At 69.3% G+C, this 13,873-nt stretch carries 9 protein-coding genes and 2 tRNA genes; 8 read left to right on the forward strand and 3 right to left on the reverse strand.

Annotated elements, in window-relative coordinates:
• Positions 1-191: 191 nt before the first annotated feature.
• The 5 genes from K7G19_RS07010 to K7G19_RS07030 all read left to right on the forward strand — a co-directional run bounded on the left by K7G19_RS07010 (position 192) and on the right by K7G19_RS07030 (position 9,067).
• A complete protein-coding gene (locus tag K7G19_RS07010) occupies positions 192-2,489 on the forward strand; it encodes a hypothetical protein (protein ID WP_226106551.1) in 2,298 nt (765 codons plus the stop codon).
• Between the two features lie 291 nt (positions 2,490-2,780).
• Complete coding sequence (gene folD / locus K7G19_RS07015; RefSeq protein ID WP_149318916.1) at positions 2,781-3,632, forward strand: bifunctional methylenetetrahydrofolate dehydrogenase/methenyltetrahydrofolate cyclohydrolase FolD; 852 nt, start codon at positions 2,781-2,783, stop codon at positions 3,630-3,632.
• Between the two features lie 192 nt (positions 3,633-3,824).
• Positions 3,825-5,909: a M3 family metallopeptidase gene (locus K7G19_RS07020; RefSeq protein WP_226106552.1), complete on the forward strand. Its 2,085-nt coding sequence runs from the start codon at positions 3,825-3,827 to the stop codon at positions 5,907-5,909.
• A gap of 104 nt (positions 5,910-6,013) precedes the next feature.
• Positions 6,014-6,811, forward strand: coding sequence for an exodeoxyribonuclease III (gene xth / locus K7G19_RS07025; RefSeq protein WP_226107048.1), 798 nt, complete (start codon positions 6,014-6,016; stop codon positions 6,809-6,811).
• A 348-nt stretch (positions 6,812-7,159) separates the two neighbouring features.
• The gene (locus K7G19_RS07030) at positions 7,160-9,067 is read left to right on the forward strand and encodes a SulP family inorganic anion transporter (RefSeq protein WP_370639504.1); all 1,908 of its coding nucleotides are present in this window, start codon (positions 7,160-7,162) and stop codon (positions 9,065-9,067) included.
• A gap of 136 nt (positions 9,068-9,203) precedes the next feature.
• On the opposite strand, the gene K7G19_RS07035 is transcribed toward K7G19_RS07030, so the two are convergent.
• Entirely contained in the window at positions 9,204-9,467 is a 264-nt protein-coding gene (locus K7G19_RS07035) for a DUF1488 domain-containing protein (protein WP_006579010.1), read from the reverse strand.
• Between the two features lie 214 nt (positions 9,468-9,681).
• On the opposite strand from K7G19_RS07035, the gene K7G19_RS07040 reads away from it, so the two are divergent.
• Positions 9,682-9,757, forward strand: a tRNA-Lys gene (locus K7G19_RS07040).
• A 201-nt stretch (positions 9,758-9,958) separates the two neighbouring features.
• Here K7G19_RS07040 and K7G19_RS07045 read toward each other — a convergent pair.
• Both K7G19_RS07045 and K7G19_RS07050 read right to left on the reverse strand, forming a co-directional pair.
• Positions 9,959-11,338, reverse strand: coding sequence for an 8-oxoguanine deaminase (locus tag K7G19_RS07045; protein ID WP_226106553.1), 1,380 nt, complete (start codon positions 11,336-11,338; stop codon positions 9,959-9,961).
• Positions 11,339-11,469: 131 nt separating this feature from the next.
• Positions 11,470-12,384 (reverse strand): LysR family transcriptional regulator, encoded by a 915-nt coding sequence (locus tag K7G19_RS07050; protein WP_226106554.1) that lies wholly within the window; start codon positions 12,382-12,384, stop codon positions 11,470-11,472.
• A 168-nt stretch (positions 12,385-12,552) separates the two neighbouring features.
• Between K7G19_RS07050 and K7G19_RS07055 the strand changes: the two genes are divergently transcribed.
• Positions 12,553-12,628 (forward strand) — tRNA-Lys (locus K7G19_RS07055).
• A gap of 239 nt (positions 12,629-12,867) precedes the next feature.
• Positions 12,868-13,857 (forward strand): Bug family tripartite tricarboxylate transporter substrate binding protein, encoded by a 990-nt coding sequence (locus K7G19_RS07060; RefSeq protein ID WP_370639505.1) that lies wholly within the window; start codon positions 12,868-12,870, stop codon positions 13,855-13,857.
• The last annotated feature ends 16 nt before the right edge of the window (positions 13,858-13,873 follow it).

The following is a 13,873-nucleotide window of genomic DNA, read 5'->3' on the forward strand; positions in this document are numbered from 1 at the left end:
GAGTAGGGTAGGCCTTCTTTCTCCCCCAATGGACATTCCGCGCACGGCATGCGGCGGGACCGAGAACCGAAAGGCGCGGCCGCTTCCGGATCGCGGCCCTCCACATCCGCCGACAGAATGCCGGGCCCGCGAACCGCGGCAGTCGGGCGCCATTCCGGCCGTCCACCGCCGGTTCGCCGAAGAGACCCGTCATGCAAGCCAGCCCCGCCCGCCAGACCGTTGCCCCTTGCCTCGCCGACGGCACCCCGCCATCCGAGCCGGTTCCGCAGCCGGCCACCATGTCCGGCCTGGAGTTGCTGCCCGCACCGGTGCACGACTTCATCCTCGCGCTGCTGCCGCCGCAATCCAGGCTCTGCCTGGAACGGCAGGTTTCGAAGGGTCTGCAAACCCGGCTCGAGCGACATGCACGCCACGATCTGGCGCTTCGGCGCGCCGCCAGCGTATGGACCGTTGGCGAGCTGGCGGCAGTCCTGTCCGATGGATCGGCCCAGCCATTCGGCGGCCTGCCACCCGCCTCGCGCGCGGCGGTTCTGGGCACGCTGGTCGGCCGGCTTCGCGGCCTGCCGCGATCCGGACACGACGCCGGTTTCCGGCTGCTGCTGGAACAGACCCTGCGGCTGCCCGCGCCGCTTCGGACGGTGCCGCTGAACACACTGGAGAGTTGCATCGACGAACGTGCGGCCGTGGTGAGCCTCGACACCTTGCTCGACTGCGTCGCCATGATCGCGGCCGAACCGCTTGCGCTATCGGCAAGGCTCAGGCGCACAGCCCTCGCGCTGGAGAACCGCGCGAAGCCGTGCGGCATCGCCAGCCAGTTGCTGCCGGACGCTTCCGCGGCGCTGGCGCTGGCTCGGGCGTTCCCCGCTGCCGAGCAGGCCGAAGCGCTGTCGGTCGGCACGGCGGCTTTCGCACGCGCCTGCGCCAACGACCAGGACGCTGCGGCCCCGTGGCGCGCCCTGCTCCAGTGCGTGGCGCGGGACGAGGCCGATCCCGCGCAACGCGGTCGCTTGATCGCCGCGCTTGCCGGCTGCCTTCCCGGCATCGACGGACAGCACGCATTCTTCGGCATCGACGCCGCAACGGCGTCGCGACATTCGACGCTGCTGCTGGATACGGTCTTTTCCCTGCCGGGCGATGGACCGTTTCACGCCATCGCCTGTCTGCTGGGCACCGAGGCTTCCCCAGGTCCGTTCCAGCATGTCAGCCGCACGCAACGAACCGAATTGCTCGGCGACATCGCGCAGCGGATGCAGGCTGCGGCCTTGACCGAGCCGCAGCGGCTCCATCTCCGTGCCGCGCTGTTGCGCTTCGTGCCGGATCTGGCGACATGGGACACCTTGTGGGACGCGGCGCTGCGGGGCGAGCACGCAGAAACGCTGCGATTGCTGGGCTCGGTCCTGCCGATTTGCCAGTCGCCCGCGCCCGATCCCACCCGGCTGCTGCGCTTGCAATCCGTCGCGCTGGACGCAACGGCGTTGCCGCCTTCGACCCGTTCCGCACTGCTGAAGGAGGCGCTGTACTACGGCCGGGACGCGATCAACGCATCGGGCCTGACCGAATCGACGCTTGCCGGCGCCGCAGCCTTGGCGCGCGACCACGGCGAATATGGCGCACTCGCGCGCTGGGCGCAGGCCGGCCGGCCAGCCGCGAGGCGTCGCGTCGTCAAGGTCATCCGAGGCCTTGCGCCGGCGCAGCAGGTGAGCGCCGTGCGGCAATGGCTGGACGACGGGAGGTGGTCGGGTCTGGAGGATCTCGTCGACCTGTCGGCACTGGCGGATCCGCTTGCGCAGACGGGTCACTTCGGCGAGCTTGCCGACCTCGTCCGTACCGTCTGCGAACGGGGCGCGAAATGGACCGGCCAGTGGGGCTGCAGGCCCGCGCTTCGAGGACGGGTCGAAGCTGCTGGGCGGATACTCGCCGACTATTGGATCGGGCAGCTCGAAGCGATTCCGCAGTGCCGGAGGCCCGCAACGCTTGCCGCGGCGGCCCTGTTTGCCCACCAGCTCGACGCGGTGACGGATCACGACGCCGAACGGGTCCAGCGGGCATGGAAGCTGATCGAGCCCCTCGATGCGGACGATCTGCGCCTCTGTCTGGCGGACCTGCGCCCGTTCCGCCGGCTGGAGAAGTGGAATGCGCCGGGACAGGGATTGCAGGACCGCTGGCCAAGGTCCGCGGTCCCGCTCGCTGCCGCGATCGTGCGCACCCGATTGTCCGGACCGGAACGGCGCGAATGGCTGGCGCATTTGCTCGGCAGGCTGTTGGCCCTGGAGAGCGAGCGGGAGGCTGCCGGGCAGGGCGGACGCCAGCCACGCTTCGACCGCGCAAGGCAGGCGGCATGGGACCTCGCCATCAGCTTGCCGCGGGCGCAATGGTCCTATGCCGTGGGCTATCTCGCGCAGTGGTTTGCCGCCCCGCCGGACGCGCCGCATGAGCGCGCGCCATGGGAGCAGGCCAGGGCAAGCTTCGATGCATGGTTCGGCGCCTGAACGGGCGGGGTGCATGCCGGCGGTTCCTCCGCCGTCCCGTCCGTCATCCCAATGACGGCGCCCTCTGACGGCGCCCGCTGACGGCTCCCTCTTGCGGCGCCCTCTGACGGTGCCCTTTGGCCGGACGGGACGGCCGGGGCGCGCCGGCGGGCACGCCCCCCGGCCACCGGTGCCGACGCTTTATAATCGCTGTTTTGCGCACCGTCCCTTCCCGCCCTGCCCTGCAGGCAACCACGCCGGTCGCATCTCCACCCGCGTCTTTCACCTCTGCCGCTCCTGCGCCTCAAGCCCATGCCCGCCCAATTGATCGACGGCAACGCCCTTGCCAAGCAAATCCGTTCCGAAGCCGCCCTGCGCGCCGCCCGCCTGACCGAGCGCGGTCACCAGCCCGGGCTCGCCGTGGTCCTGGTCGGCGAGGACCCGGCCAGCCAGGTCTATGTCCGCAACAAGGTCAAGGCGTGCGAGGACAACGGTTTCTACTCGTCGCTGGACCGCTATCCCGCGGACCTGTCCGAGGCCGACCTGCTGGCCCGCATCGACGAACTGAATCGCGATCCGAAGATCCACGGCATCCTGGTGCAGTTGCCGCTGCCCAGGCACATCGACAGCCACAAGGTGCTGGAGGCGATCGCCCCGGAGAAGGATGTCGACGGCTTCCACGTCGCCAACGCCGGCGCGCTGATGACCGGCGCGCCGCTGTTCCGCCCCTGCACCCCCTATGGTTGCATGAAGATGCTCGAGTCGATCCAGTATCCGCTGCGCGGCGCGCAGGCGGTGGTGGTCGGCGCCTCCAACATCGTCGGCAAGCCGATGGCGATGCTGCTGCTGCAAGCCGGCGCCACCGTGACGATCTGCAACAGCAAGACGCGCGACCTCGGCGCCCATACCCGCCAGGCGGACGTGATCGTCGCCGCGGTCGGCCGCCGCAACCTGATCACGGCGGACATGGTCAAACCCGGCGCGGTGGTGATCGATGTCGGCATGAACCGCGACGACGCCGGCAAGCTGTGCGGCGACGTGGACTTCGCCGGGGTACGCGAAGTGGCCGGCTATATCACGCCGGTCCCGGGCGGCGTCGGTCCGATGACGATCACCATGCTGCTGGTCAATACGCTGGAGGCGGCCGAGCGCGCGGCAGGCTGAGGCGAGCGCCGGTACACTGGGCAAAACGGCTGGGCAAAACCCCTGGGCAAGCCCCTGGCCGATCCGCTGGACGACCCGCCGGACAACGCGCCGCCCTCCCTCGCTGCGAAGCCACGCTGGAAAACCGCGCAGATGCCCCCAGCTGCGGAATATCCGACCGTCAACCCCAACGCCAACGCGAACGAACAAGCCATGGACCAAGCCGACAAGAACGCCAACCCGCTGCTGGACTTCAGCGACCTGCCCCGCTTCGCCGAGATCCGCCCCGAGCATATCGGCCCGGCGCTGGACGTGCTGCTTGAAGCGGCGCAACGCGCCGTCGCGCTGGTCGAGGATCCGGCCCGGCCCGCCACGTGGGCCGATACCGTCGACACGCTCGAGCAGGCCACCGAGCCGCTGGGCCGCGCCTGGGGCGTGGTCGGCCACCTGAGCTCGGTCGCCGACACGCCGGCGCTGCGCCAGGCCCACGCCGAAAACCTGCCGCGCATGACCGAGTTCTGGTCCTCGCTGGGCCAGAACCTGGCGCTCTACGAAAAGTACAAGGCGCTGGCCGCCAGCCCCGAATACGCGGCGCTGAGCCCGGCCCGCAAGCAGCTGCTCGACAACGAGCTGCGCGGCTTCCGCCTCGGCGGCGCCGAGCTGCCGGAGGACCAGAAGCCGCGCTTTGCCGAGATCCAGGAACAGCAGGCACAGCTGGGCAAGGCCTTCTCCGACCACGTGCTGGACGCGACCAACGCCTACTCGCTGGTGATCGAGGACCCGGCGCGCCTGGCCGGCCTGCCGCCCGACACGCTGGAAGCGGCGCGCGAGGCCGCGGCCAAGGACGGCAAGGAAGGCTGGAAGTTCACGCTGCATTTCCCCTCGTATTTCCCGGTGCTGCAGTACGCGGACGACCGCGCGCTGCGCCAGACGCTGTACGAGGCCAACGTCACGCGCGCCTCCGAGCTGAGCCCGCAGTACGGCACCGGCCAGGCCGACTGGGACAACACCGCGAATATGCGCGAGCAGCTGGCGCTGCGCCGCGAAGAAGCCCGCATGCTGGGCTACGGCTCGTACGGCGAGGTGTCGCTGGTGCCCAAGATGGCCGATTCGCCGGCGGAAGTGCTGCGCTTCCTCGACGAACTCGCCGCCAAGGCCCGCCCCTATGCCGAGCGCGACTGGGCCGAGCTGCGCGAATTCGCCGGCAAGGAACTGGGCCTGGCCGAGCTGGCGCCGTGGGACGTCGCCTATGCGTCCGAGAAACTGCGCCAGCAGCGCTATGCCTTCTCGGAACACGAGGTCAAGCAATACTTCCCCGAGCCCAAGGTGCTCGAAGGCCTGTTCGGCGTCGTGCAGAAGCTGTTCTCGGTGCGCATCGCGCCGGACGAGGCGCAGACCTGGCACAAGGACGTGCGCTTCTACCGCGTCACCAGCCCGGACGGCACGCTGCTCGCGCAGTTCTATCTGGACCTGTACGCGCGCGAAGGCAAGCGCGGCGGCGCGTGGATGGACGACGCGCGCGGCCGCCGCGAGCGCGGCGACGGCAGCGTGCAGACGCCGGTCGCCTACCTGACCTGCAACTTCTCCGCACCGGTCGGCGACAAGCCGGCGCTGTTTACGCACGACGAGGTCATCACGCTGTTCCATGAGTTCGGCCACGGCCTGCACCATATGCTGACCCAGGTCGGCGAGCTGGGCGTGTCGGGCATCAACGGCGTCGAATGGGATGCGGTCGAGCTGCCCTCGCAGTTCATGGAGAACTTCTGCTGGGAATACGAGGTGCTGGCCGACATGACGCGGCACGTCGACACAGGCGAGCCGCTGCCGCGCGCGCTGTTCGAGCGCATGCTGGCCGCGAAGAATTTCCAGAACGGCATGATGACGCTGCGCCAGATCGTGTTCTCGGCGTTCGACATGCACCTGCACACGGACTTCGATCCGGACGGCGACAAGTCGGTGCTAGAGCTGTCGCGCGAGATCAACGACCGCATCCACGTGGTGCCGCAGTACCCGTTGTCGCGCTGGCCCAATACCTTCAGCCATATCTTCGCCGGCGGCTATGCGGCGGGCTACTACAGCTACAAGTGGGCCGAGGTGCTGTCGGCCGATGTCTACGCCGCCTTCGAGGAAGCGGCGCAGCTGACCGGCAGCGTGCTCGACAGCGAGACCGGCGCGCGCTATCACCGCGAGATCCTGTCGGTCGGCGGCAGCCGTCCGGCGATGGAGTCGTTCACGGCGTTCCGCGGCCGGCCGCCGCAGATCGATGCGCTGCTGCGCCACGGCGGGATGGCGGCATGAGCGGCGCGCCCGACGACCTGCTGGCCGGCATCGACGGCGCCGCGGCGGTGCCTGCCCCGGGCAGCACGCTGCCGCCGCCGGTGCCCGCCACCGCGCCGGCCACGCTGCGGATCGCCTCGTGGAACGTCAACTCGCTGAAGATCCGGCTGCCGCAGGTGCTCGACTGGCTGATCGCGCAGGAGAACGCCGATACGCCGATCGACGCGCTGTGCCTGCAGGAACTGAAGCTGCCCGAGGACAAGTACCCGCTGGCGGAACTGGAGAGCGCCGGATTCCACAGCATCTTCGTCGGCCAGAAGACCTATAACGGCGTGGCGATCCTGGCGCGCAACACCACCATGCCGGCCGCCACCGACGTGGTGCGCAATATCCCGGGGTTCGAGGACGCGCAGCAGCGCGTGGTCGCCGGCACCTATGGCGACGTGCGCCTGGTCTGCGCGTATTTCCCCAACGGCCAGGCGCCCGACAGCGACAAGTTCGCCTACAAGCTGCGCTGGCTCGAGGCGCTGACCGCGTGGCTGCGCGACGAACTGCAGCGCTATCCGAAGCTCGCGCTGCTGGGCGACTTCAATATCGCGCCCGAGGATCGCGACGTGCACGACCCGAAGAAGTGGGAAGGCCAGAACCTGGTCTCGCCGCCGGAGCGCGCCGCCTTCCAGACGCTGCTGGAACTGGGCTTTGCCGACGCCTTCCGGCTGTTCGAGCAGCCGGAGAAGAGCTTCTCGTGGTGGGACTACCGCATGCTGGCCTTCCGCCGCAATGCCGGCCTGCGGATCGACCATATCCTGCTGTCGCCGGCGCTGCGCGAGCGCTGCACCGACTGCACGATCGACCGTACGCCGCGCACCTGGGAACAGCCGTCGGACCATACGCCGGTCGTCGCCACGATGCGGCTGGGGTGAACGCGAAGGCCGTTGCGGCGATGGCTGCAGCGGCCGTTTCATGCGCCTTCATCCCCCTTCATCGGGCCGCCATCGGCCTGGGGACAACGCCCCGCAGACATCGCCCCGGACACCTCGCACCCCGGGGCGATGTTTTTCGAATGACGGTGGCATCGCTTATCATGCGGGGCAGAGACACCATCGACGCGCCGGACCACGAGCCGGCGCGCAGCCCCTCGGGCCCGCCATGCAAGCCGTGCAACCGTTCCCTTCCTTCGTCTTTCTCCCCGCCCGCCTGACGACCCTCGCCGGCGCCACCGACCTGCCGCGGGACGCCGTTCCCGCGACCGCCCGGTGACCGCGCCGGCGGTGAGCCGCTCCGCCCGCGGCTGGCAACGGCTGCTGCCGGCCTGGCGCCATCGCGTCAGCGCGACGACGCTGCGCGCCGATCTGCTGGCCGGCCTGCTCGGCGCGGTGCTGGTGCTGCCGCAGGGCGTGGCGTTCGCCACGCTGGCCGGGCTGCCGCCGCAATACGGCATCTACGCGGCGGTGGTGCCCTGCATCGTGGCCGCGCTGTTCGGTTCCAGCTGGCACGTGATGTCCGGCCCCACCAATGCGAATTCGCTGGCGCTGTTCGCGATGCTCAGCCCGATCGCCTTCGCCGGCAGCCCCGAGTACATCAACCTGGCGCTGGTCGTCACGATCCTGGTCGGCGTGCTGCAGCTTGCGGTCGGTACGCTGCGGCTCGGCTCGCTGGCCAATTTCATCTCGCCGTCGGTGCTGCTCGGATTTACCTGCGGCGCGGCCTCGCTGATCGCGCTGTATGCGCTGAAGGACCTGTTCGGGCTGCAGGTGCCGACCGGCACCAGCGCCTTCGGGGTCGTGCGCCACCTGTTCGAGCATGCCGCCACCATCAACTGGAGCGCGGCGGCGGTGGGCGCGGTGACGCTGGCCGTCACGCTGGCGGTCAAGCGGGTCGCGCGCCGGCTGCCGTTCATGCTGCTCGGGCTGCTGGCCGGTTTCCTGTGCGCCTGGCTGCTGAACCGCAGCGGCTGGAGCGGCGCGCATCATGTCGACGTGGTCGGTCCGATCCCGGCCGCGGTGCCGCCCTTCCGCATTCCCGATATCCCTTGGGACCGGCTGTCCGATCTGCTGGGCATCGCGTCGGCGCTGACCATCGTCGCGCTCGGGCAATCGATCTCGATCGCCAAGGCGGTCGCGCTGCGGTCGGGCCAGCACATCGACGCCAATCGGGAGTTCATCGGACAGGGGCTGTCGAACATCGCCGGCGGCTTCTTCTCGGCCTATATCTCCTGCGGCTCGCTGAACCGCTCGATGCCGAATTTCGAGGCCGGCGCGCAGACGCCGCTGGCCAGCGTGTTCTCCGCCCTGCTGCTGGTAGCGCTGGTCGCGGTCAGCGCGCCGCTGCTGGCGCAGATTCCGCTGGCGGCGATCGCCGCGATGCTGCTGCTGGTGGCCTGGGGCCTGTTCGATTTCGCGCGCCTGCGCCGCATCGCGCGGCTCTCGCGCACCGAGTTCGCGATCGCGCTCGGCACCTTCGCCGCCACGCTGGTGATCCGGCTCGAAATGGCGGTGCTGCTGGGTACGGTGCTGTCGCTGGTCGCTTATCTATATCGCACCTCGCGCCCGGCGGTGCGGACGCTGGTGCCCGACGCCGACGATCCCGACCGCCGCTTCACGCCGCTGGACGAACTACGCCGCCCGCAGCCCGAATGTCCGCAGCTGAAGCTGATCCGGATGGAGGGCGCGATCTTCTTCGGCGCCGTGCAGTACGTCACCGACAGGCTGCACGAGGCGCGCGCGCAGATGCCGACGCAGACGCGGCTGCTGGCGATGACCAAGAGCATGAACTTCATCGACCTGGCCGGCGCGGAAATGTGGGAGGCGGAGCTGGCCGAGCGCCGCGCGCTGGGCGGCGATCTCTATTTCCACCGCCCGCGCACGCAGGTGCTGCAGACCTGGGCGCAGACGGGCTTCATCACCAAGCTGGGCGACGACCATATCTTCGCCACCAAGCGGCACGCCCTGCACAGCATCGTGCCCACGCTGGATCCGAAGATCTGCGCCACGTGTACCGTGCGGGTGTTCGAGGAGTGTCCGCATGAGGCGGCGGCCCCGGGAATTCCGGGTCAACCGGTGCGGGCCGCACAGGTGACGAAGGCGGACGCAGCGGACGCAGCGGACGGCGTGGCCGGGCCGGAAGCGGCGGCTGGTGAGATCGAAGCCGTGAAGCGGAAACAAGCGCGGGGGGAATGAACGCGGCGGAAACAAGCGCGGCGTGAATGCGCGAAGCGGAAATGAAAAACGCCGGTATGAAACCGGCGCCAGACTGGGTCCAGCCGCAGCGCGCCCTGTTGCCCGGACCGTAGCGGCCCGGTGCGGGCGCCCCTGCTCAGACGGGCGCCACGTGCGCGCGCTTGACCACGATGGGCTGCGGCACGCCCTGTTCGATCAACACGACAGCGGCGCGTTCGATGGTATCGCGGCCGGCGCGGAATGCTTCTTCGAGCGACAGCACCTGGTCGGCGCTGAACCCTTCCCACAATGCCTCGCGCGTGACCACGCAGGTCACCTTCTGGCCGTCGACAATGGCGTGAAACAGCAAGCCCTCGTTATTGATGTCATAACGATCTTGCTCCTGGAATTTGATCTCCATCGGTACAGCCCTCCATTGCAAGTGAGTGGGCATCCTAACATGGGTCCCGCCGACGTCGCACAAAAGTCCTTTGCGAAGATCGGTCATCTGCCGAGACTGCCGCGGCCATTCCGAGTTCCATCGGCGAGCGCAAATTTTGTCACGGCCGCCGATGCGTTTCAGCGTGCCGGGATTTGACAACTTTGCAAATAATGCTAGAATCTCGGACTTCGTTGGGGCGTTAGCTCAGTTGGTAGAGCAGCGGACTCTTAATCCGTAGGTCGAGTGTTCGAGTCACTCACGCCCCACCAGCGAATATTGTAGAAAAGGCCGGGCTGCTTCGCAGCGCCGGCCTTTTTGTTTGGGCCCGAATCGTTTGGCCCCGTTTGGGCCCGCCTCGGGCAGCGATTGGCAGCCCTGGACGATGGCTCCGGACGCCACCGTCCGGCGGTACCGCCGGACGGTGAACCACACCGCAATCCCGGACGGCAGCGTGGGACATTCAACCCGATTCAACGCCGCGCCGCGGCCAGCTCCCGCGCCAGGCGGCGATGCTCCGCCAGTACCGCCGGCAGATCCGCGCTCAGCAGCACGCCGTCGCGCACCACCACCCTGCCGTTGATCACGCTGGTCGACACCGTGCCCGGCGTGCAGAACACCAGCGCGGCGACCGGATCGTGACCGGCGCCGGCATAGCCGACCGCCGACATGTCGAACGCGACGAAGTCCGCCGACATGCCCGGCGCCAGCGCGCCGATGTCGTCGCGGTTCAGCACCCGCGCCCCGCCCAGCGTGGCGATCTCCAGCGCCTCGCGCGCGCCCATCGCCGCCGGTCCATAGCCCACCCGTTGCAGCAGCATGGCCTGACGCGCCTCGCCCAGCATGTGCGCGCCATCGTTGGAGGCGCTGCCATCGACGCCGAGGCCGACCGGCACGCCGGCATCGCGCATCGCGCGCACCGGCGCAATGCCCGAAGCCAGCCGCATGTTCGAGCAGGGACAGTGGGCGATGCCGGTGCCGGTGCGCGCGAACAGCGCGATGCCGTCTGCGTCCAGCTTGACGCAGTGCGCGTGCCAGACATCGTGGCCGACCCAGCCCAGGTTCTCGGCATACTGCGCCGGCGTCATGCCGAAGCGCTCCAGCGAATAGGCGACATCGTTGTCGTTCTCGGCCAGATGGGTATGCAGCGAGACGCCATAGTGGCGCGCCATCGCCGCCGACTCCCGCATCAGCTCGCGCGACACCGAGAACGGCGAGCATGGCGCCAGCACCACGCGCAGCATCGCGTGGCGCGAGGCATCGTGGTACTGCTCGATCAGCCGCTGGCTGTCGCGCAGGATCGCCTCCTCCTGCTCGACCACCGCGTCGGGAGGCAGCCCGCCCTTGCTGCGTCCCACGCTCATCGAGCCGCGCGCCGCATGAAAGCGCATGCCCATCTGCGCGGCGGCCTCGATCGCGTCGTCCAGCCGCGAGCCGTTGGGATACAGATAGAGATGGTCGCTGGTGGTGGTGCAGCCCGACAGCATCAGCTCGGCCATCGCGGTGCGGGTCGAGGCGGCGATCATGCGCGGCGTCAGGTTGGCCCACAGCATGTACAGCTCGCCGAGCCAGCCGAACAGTTCGGCGTCCTGCGCGGCCGGCACCGCGCGCGTCAGGCTCTGGTACATGTGATGGTGCGTGTTGACGAGGCCCGGCAGCACCACATGGCCGCGCATGTCCAGCGCCTGCGCGCTGCCGTCGTCGATGCGCGCGCGCCAGGCGGCCGGCAGGTCGGCGGTCGCACCGACCCACTGGATCGCCGGCCCTTCGGCGACCAGCGCGCCGTCGGCGATCTCGCGGCGGTTCGCGTCCATCGTCACCAGGACGTCGGCGTGGGTCAGGATCAGCGTCATCTTGTGGTCTCCGGTCTCCGTGGTGGGTCAGATAGCGGGCGCCAGTCTACGGCGCGGGGCCGGACGCGCGATAGCGCCGATTTGCGCCCACGGTGTGCACATCGCGCGCACACCTGACGACCACGCCGACGCTAATGTCCCGCGCCGCCGCCGGACAGCGCCTTCAGCGCGGCCCCGATCCGCTCGGCCATCAGCGAGGCCGCCGAATCCAGCGGGCCGCGCGCCCGCGCGAACAGCGTCAGCCGCTGCAGCGGCAAGGCCGGATCGCGCAACGGCACGAACACCAGCGTGCCCGCCTCCAGTTCCTCGATGGCATCGAGCGGATTGAGCAGCGCGATGCCGGCGCCCAGCATCACGAGCCGGCGCATCAGCACGGTGGAGCCGGCCTCGACCGCCGCGGGCACCGGAATCGCCGCGCGGACGAAGGCATCGTCGAGCAGGCCGCGGATCGACATCGTCGCCACGGGCAGGATCAGCGGATAGCCGACGCATTCGGCCAGCAGCGCCGGCGATTGCTCGGCCAGCGGATGGCCGGGCGCGACCACCGCGCCAATCGGCCATTCGCCGGCCGCCAGCGTGACGAAGGCCGGCGTCGGCGCCAGGTCGTAGCCGAGCCCGAGCTCTGCGTCGCCCTCGGCCAGCGCGGCGACGATCTCGGCCACCGGGAGATCCAGCACGCGCACCGCGATGCCGGGGTGGCGGCGGCGAAAGTCGTGAACCAGCGCGGGCAACAGGGAACCCGCCAACCCGGCGGTGGTGGCCACCGTGACGATGCCCTGCTGCCCCGCGTTGTAGGCGGCGATGCGCTCGCGCAGCGCGTCGTGCTCGCGCAGCGTCTGCCGCACGTGGGCCAGCACCATCTCGCCCAGCGGCGTCAGCCGCAACCGGCGCTGGATGCGCTCGAACAGCGGCGCGCCCAGTTCGGCTTCCAGATCGAGGATCTGCCGGTTGATGGCGGTCGGCGCGACGTGCAGCGCTTCGGCCGCCTTGCGGATCGAACCGCGGCGGACCACTTCATCCAGATAGCGCAACACGCGGGCATGCATCGGACCAGGTCTCCGGAGAACGGCGGCGCGGCGGCGGGCCGCGCGGACAGCGGGGCATTGTAGCCGCGCGGACGTTGACCGCCGTCCCGGCGACCCAGCCGAGCGTCCCCGAGATCGCTTCGGTACTTGCAAACCCAAAAAGTCCACGCTAGAATAGCGGACTTCGTTGGGGCGTTAGCTCAGTTGGTAGAGCAGCGGACTCTTAATCCGTAGGTCGAGTGTTCGAGTCACTCACGCCCCACCAGCGAATTCCCGAAAGGCCGGACTGCATCGCAGCCCGGCCTTTTTGTTTGCCTGCTGTTTGCCTCTTTCCGTGCGGCTGTGACCCGACGTCTGTTACGGGTTGTTACGGATATCCCCGCCGCGCCTTTCCGGGTTGAATGCCGGTCCGGGCATATTACGAAACCAAGTTCCGCACTACGGAACCGCGCCCGACCCCGACCGGCGCCCTGGCCCTTCGCGACGCGCCGGCCAACGCAACAGATGGAGGCATTCTTGAAATCCGCATTGACCGCCAGCGTGGCAGCCTGCCTGGCCGCATTCGGCCTGACCCACGGCGTTGCGCACGCCCAGGCCTATCCCAACAAGCCGGTGCGGCTGATCGTTCCGTTCGCCGCCGGCGGCACCACCGATATCGTCGCCCGCGCGGTTTCCGATGCGCTGGGCCGCGCGCTGGGCCAGCCCGTGGTGGTGGAGAACCGTGGCGGCGGCGGCGGCGCGATCGGCGCCGACGCGCTGGCCAAGTCGGCCCCCGACGGCTACACGATCGGCATCGCCACGGTCAGCACGATGGCGACCAACCCGGCCACCAATCCGAAGAACCCGTACGACCCGCTGAAGGACTTCGCGCCGATCACCAACCTCGTCAACGTGCCGAACGTGCTGACGGTCAACCCGAAGGTGCCGGCCAAGAACCTGAAGGAATTCATCGCGCTGCTGCGCGCCGAGCCCGGCAAGTACAGCTACGCGTCGGCCGGCAAGGGCAGCATCTCGCATCTGGACGGCGAGCTGTTCAAGCTGACCACCAAGACCGACATGGTCCACGTGCCGTACCGCGGCTCGGGTCCGGCGCTGAACGACACGCTGGCCGGCCAGGTCAGCGGTCAGTTCGACAACCTGCCGTCGTCGATGCCGCATATCCAGGCCGGCAAGCTGCGCGCGCTGGCGGTGGCGGCGCCCAAGCGCGTCGAGGGCCTGCCCGATGTGCCGACCTTCGCCGAGGAAGGCATGAAGGACAACAACAATATGGCCTGGTACGGGCTGGTCGCGCCGGCCGGCACGCCGCCCGCGATCGTCGCGCGCCTGCACGACGCCGCGGTCAAGGCCCTGCAGGACCCGGCCGCCAAGCGCCGCCTGACCGAGAGCGGCGCCTATCCGGACGGCAACACGCCGCAGCAGTTCGCCGCGCAGATCAAGCGCGAACTGGAACTGCGCAAGAAGATCGCGCAGGAGCAGAAGATCACGCTCGAGTAATTTCCGTACCTGTACG

This window comes from Cupriavidus sp. DB3 (genome assembly GCF_020418465.1).
Taxonomy (GTDB): Bacteria; Pseudomonadota; Gammaproteobacteria; order Burkholderiales; family Burkholderiaceae; genus Cupriavidus; species Cupriavidus cauae.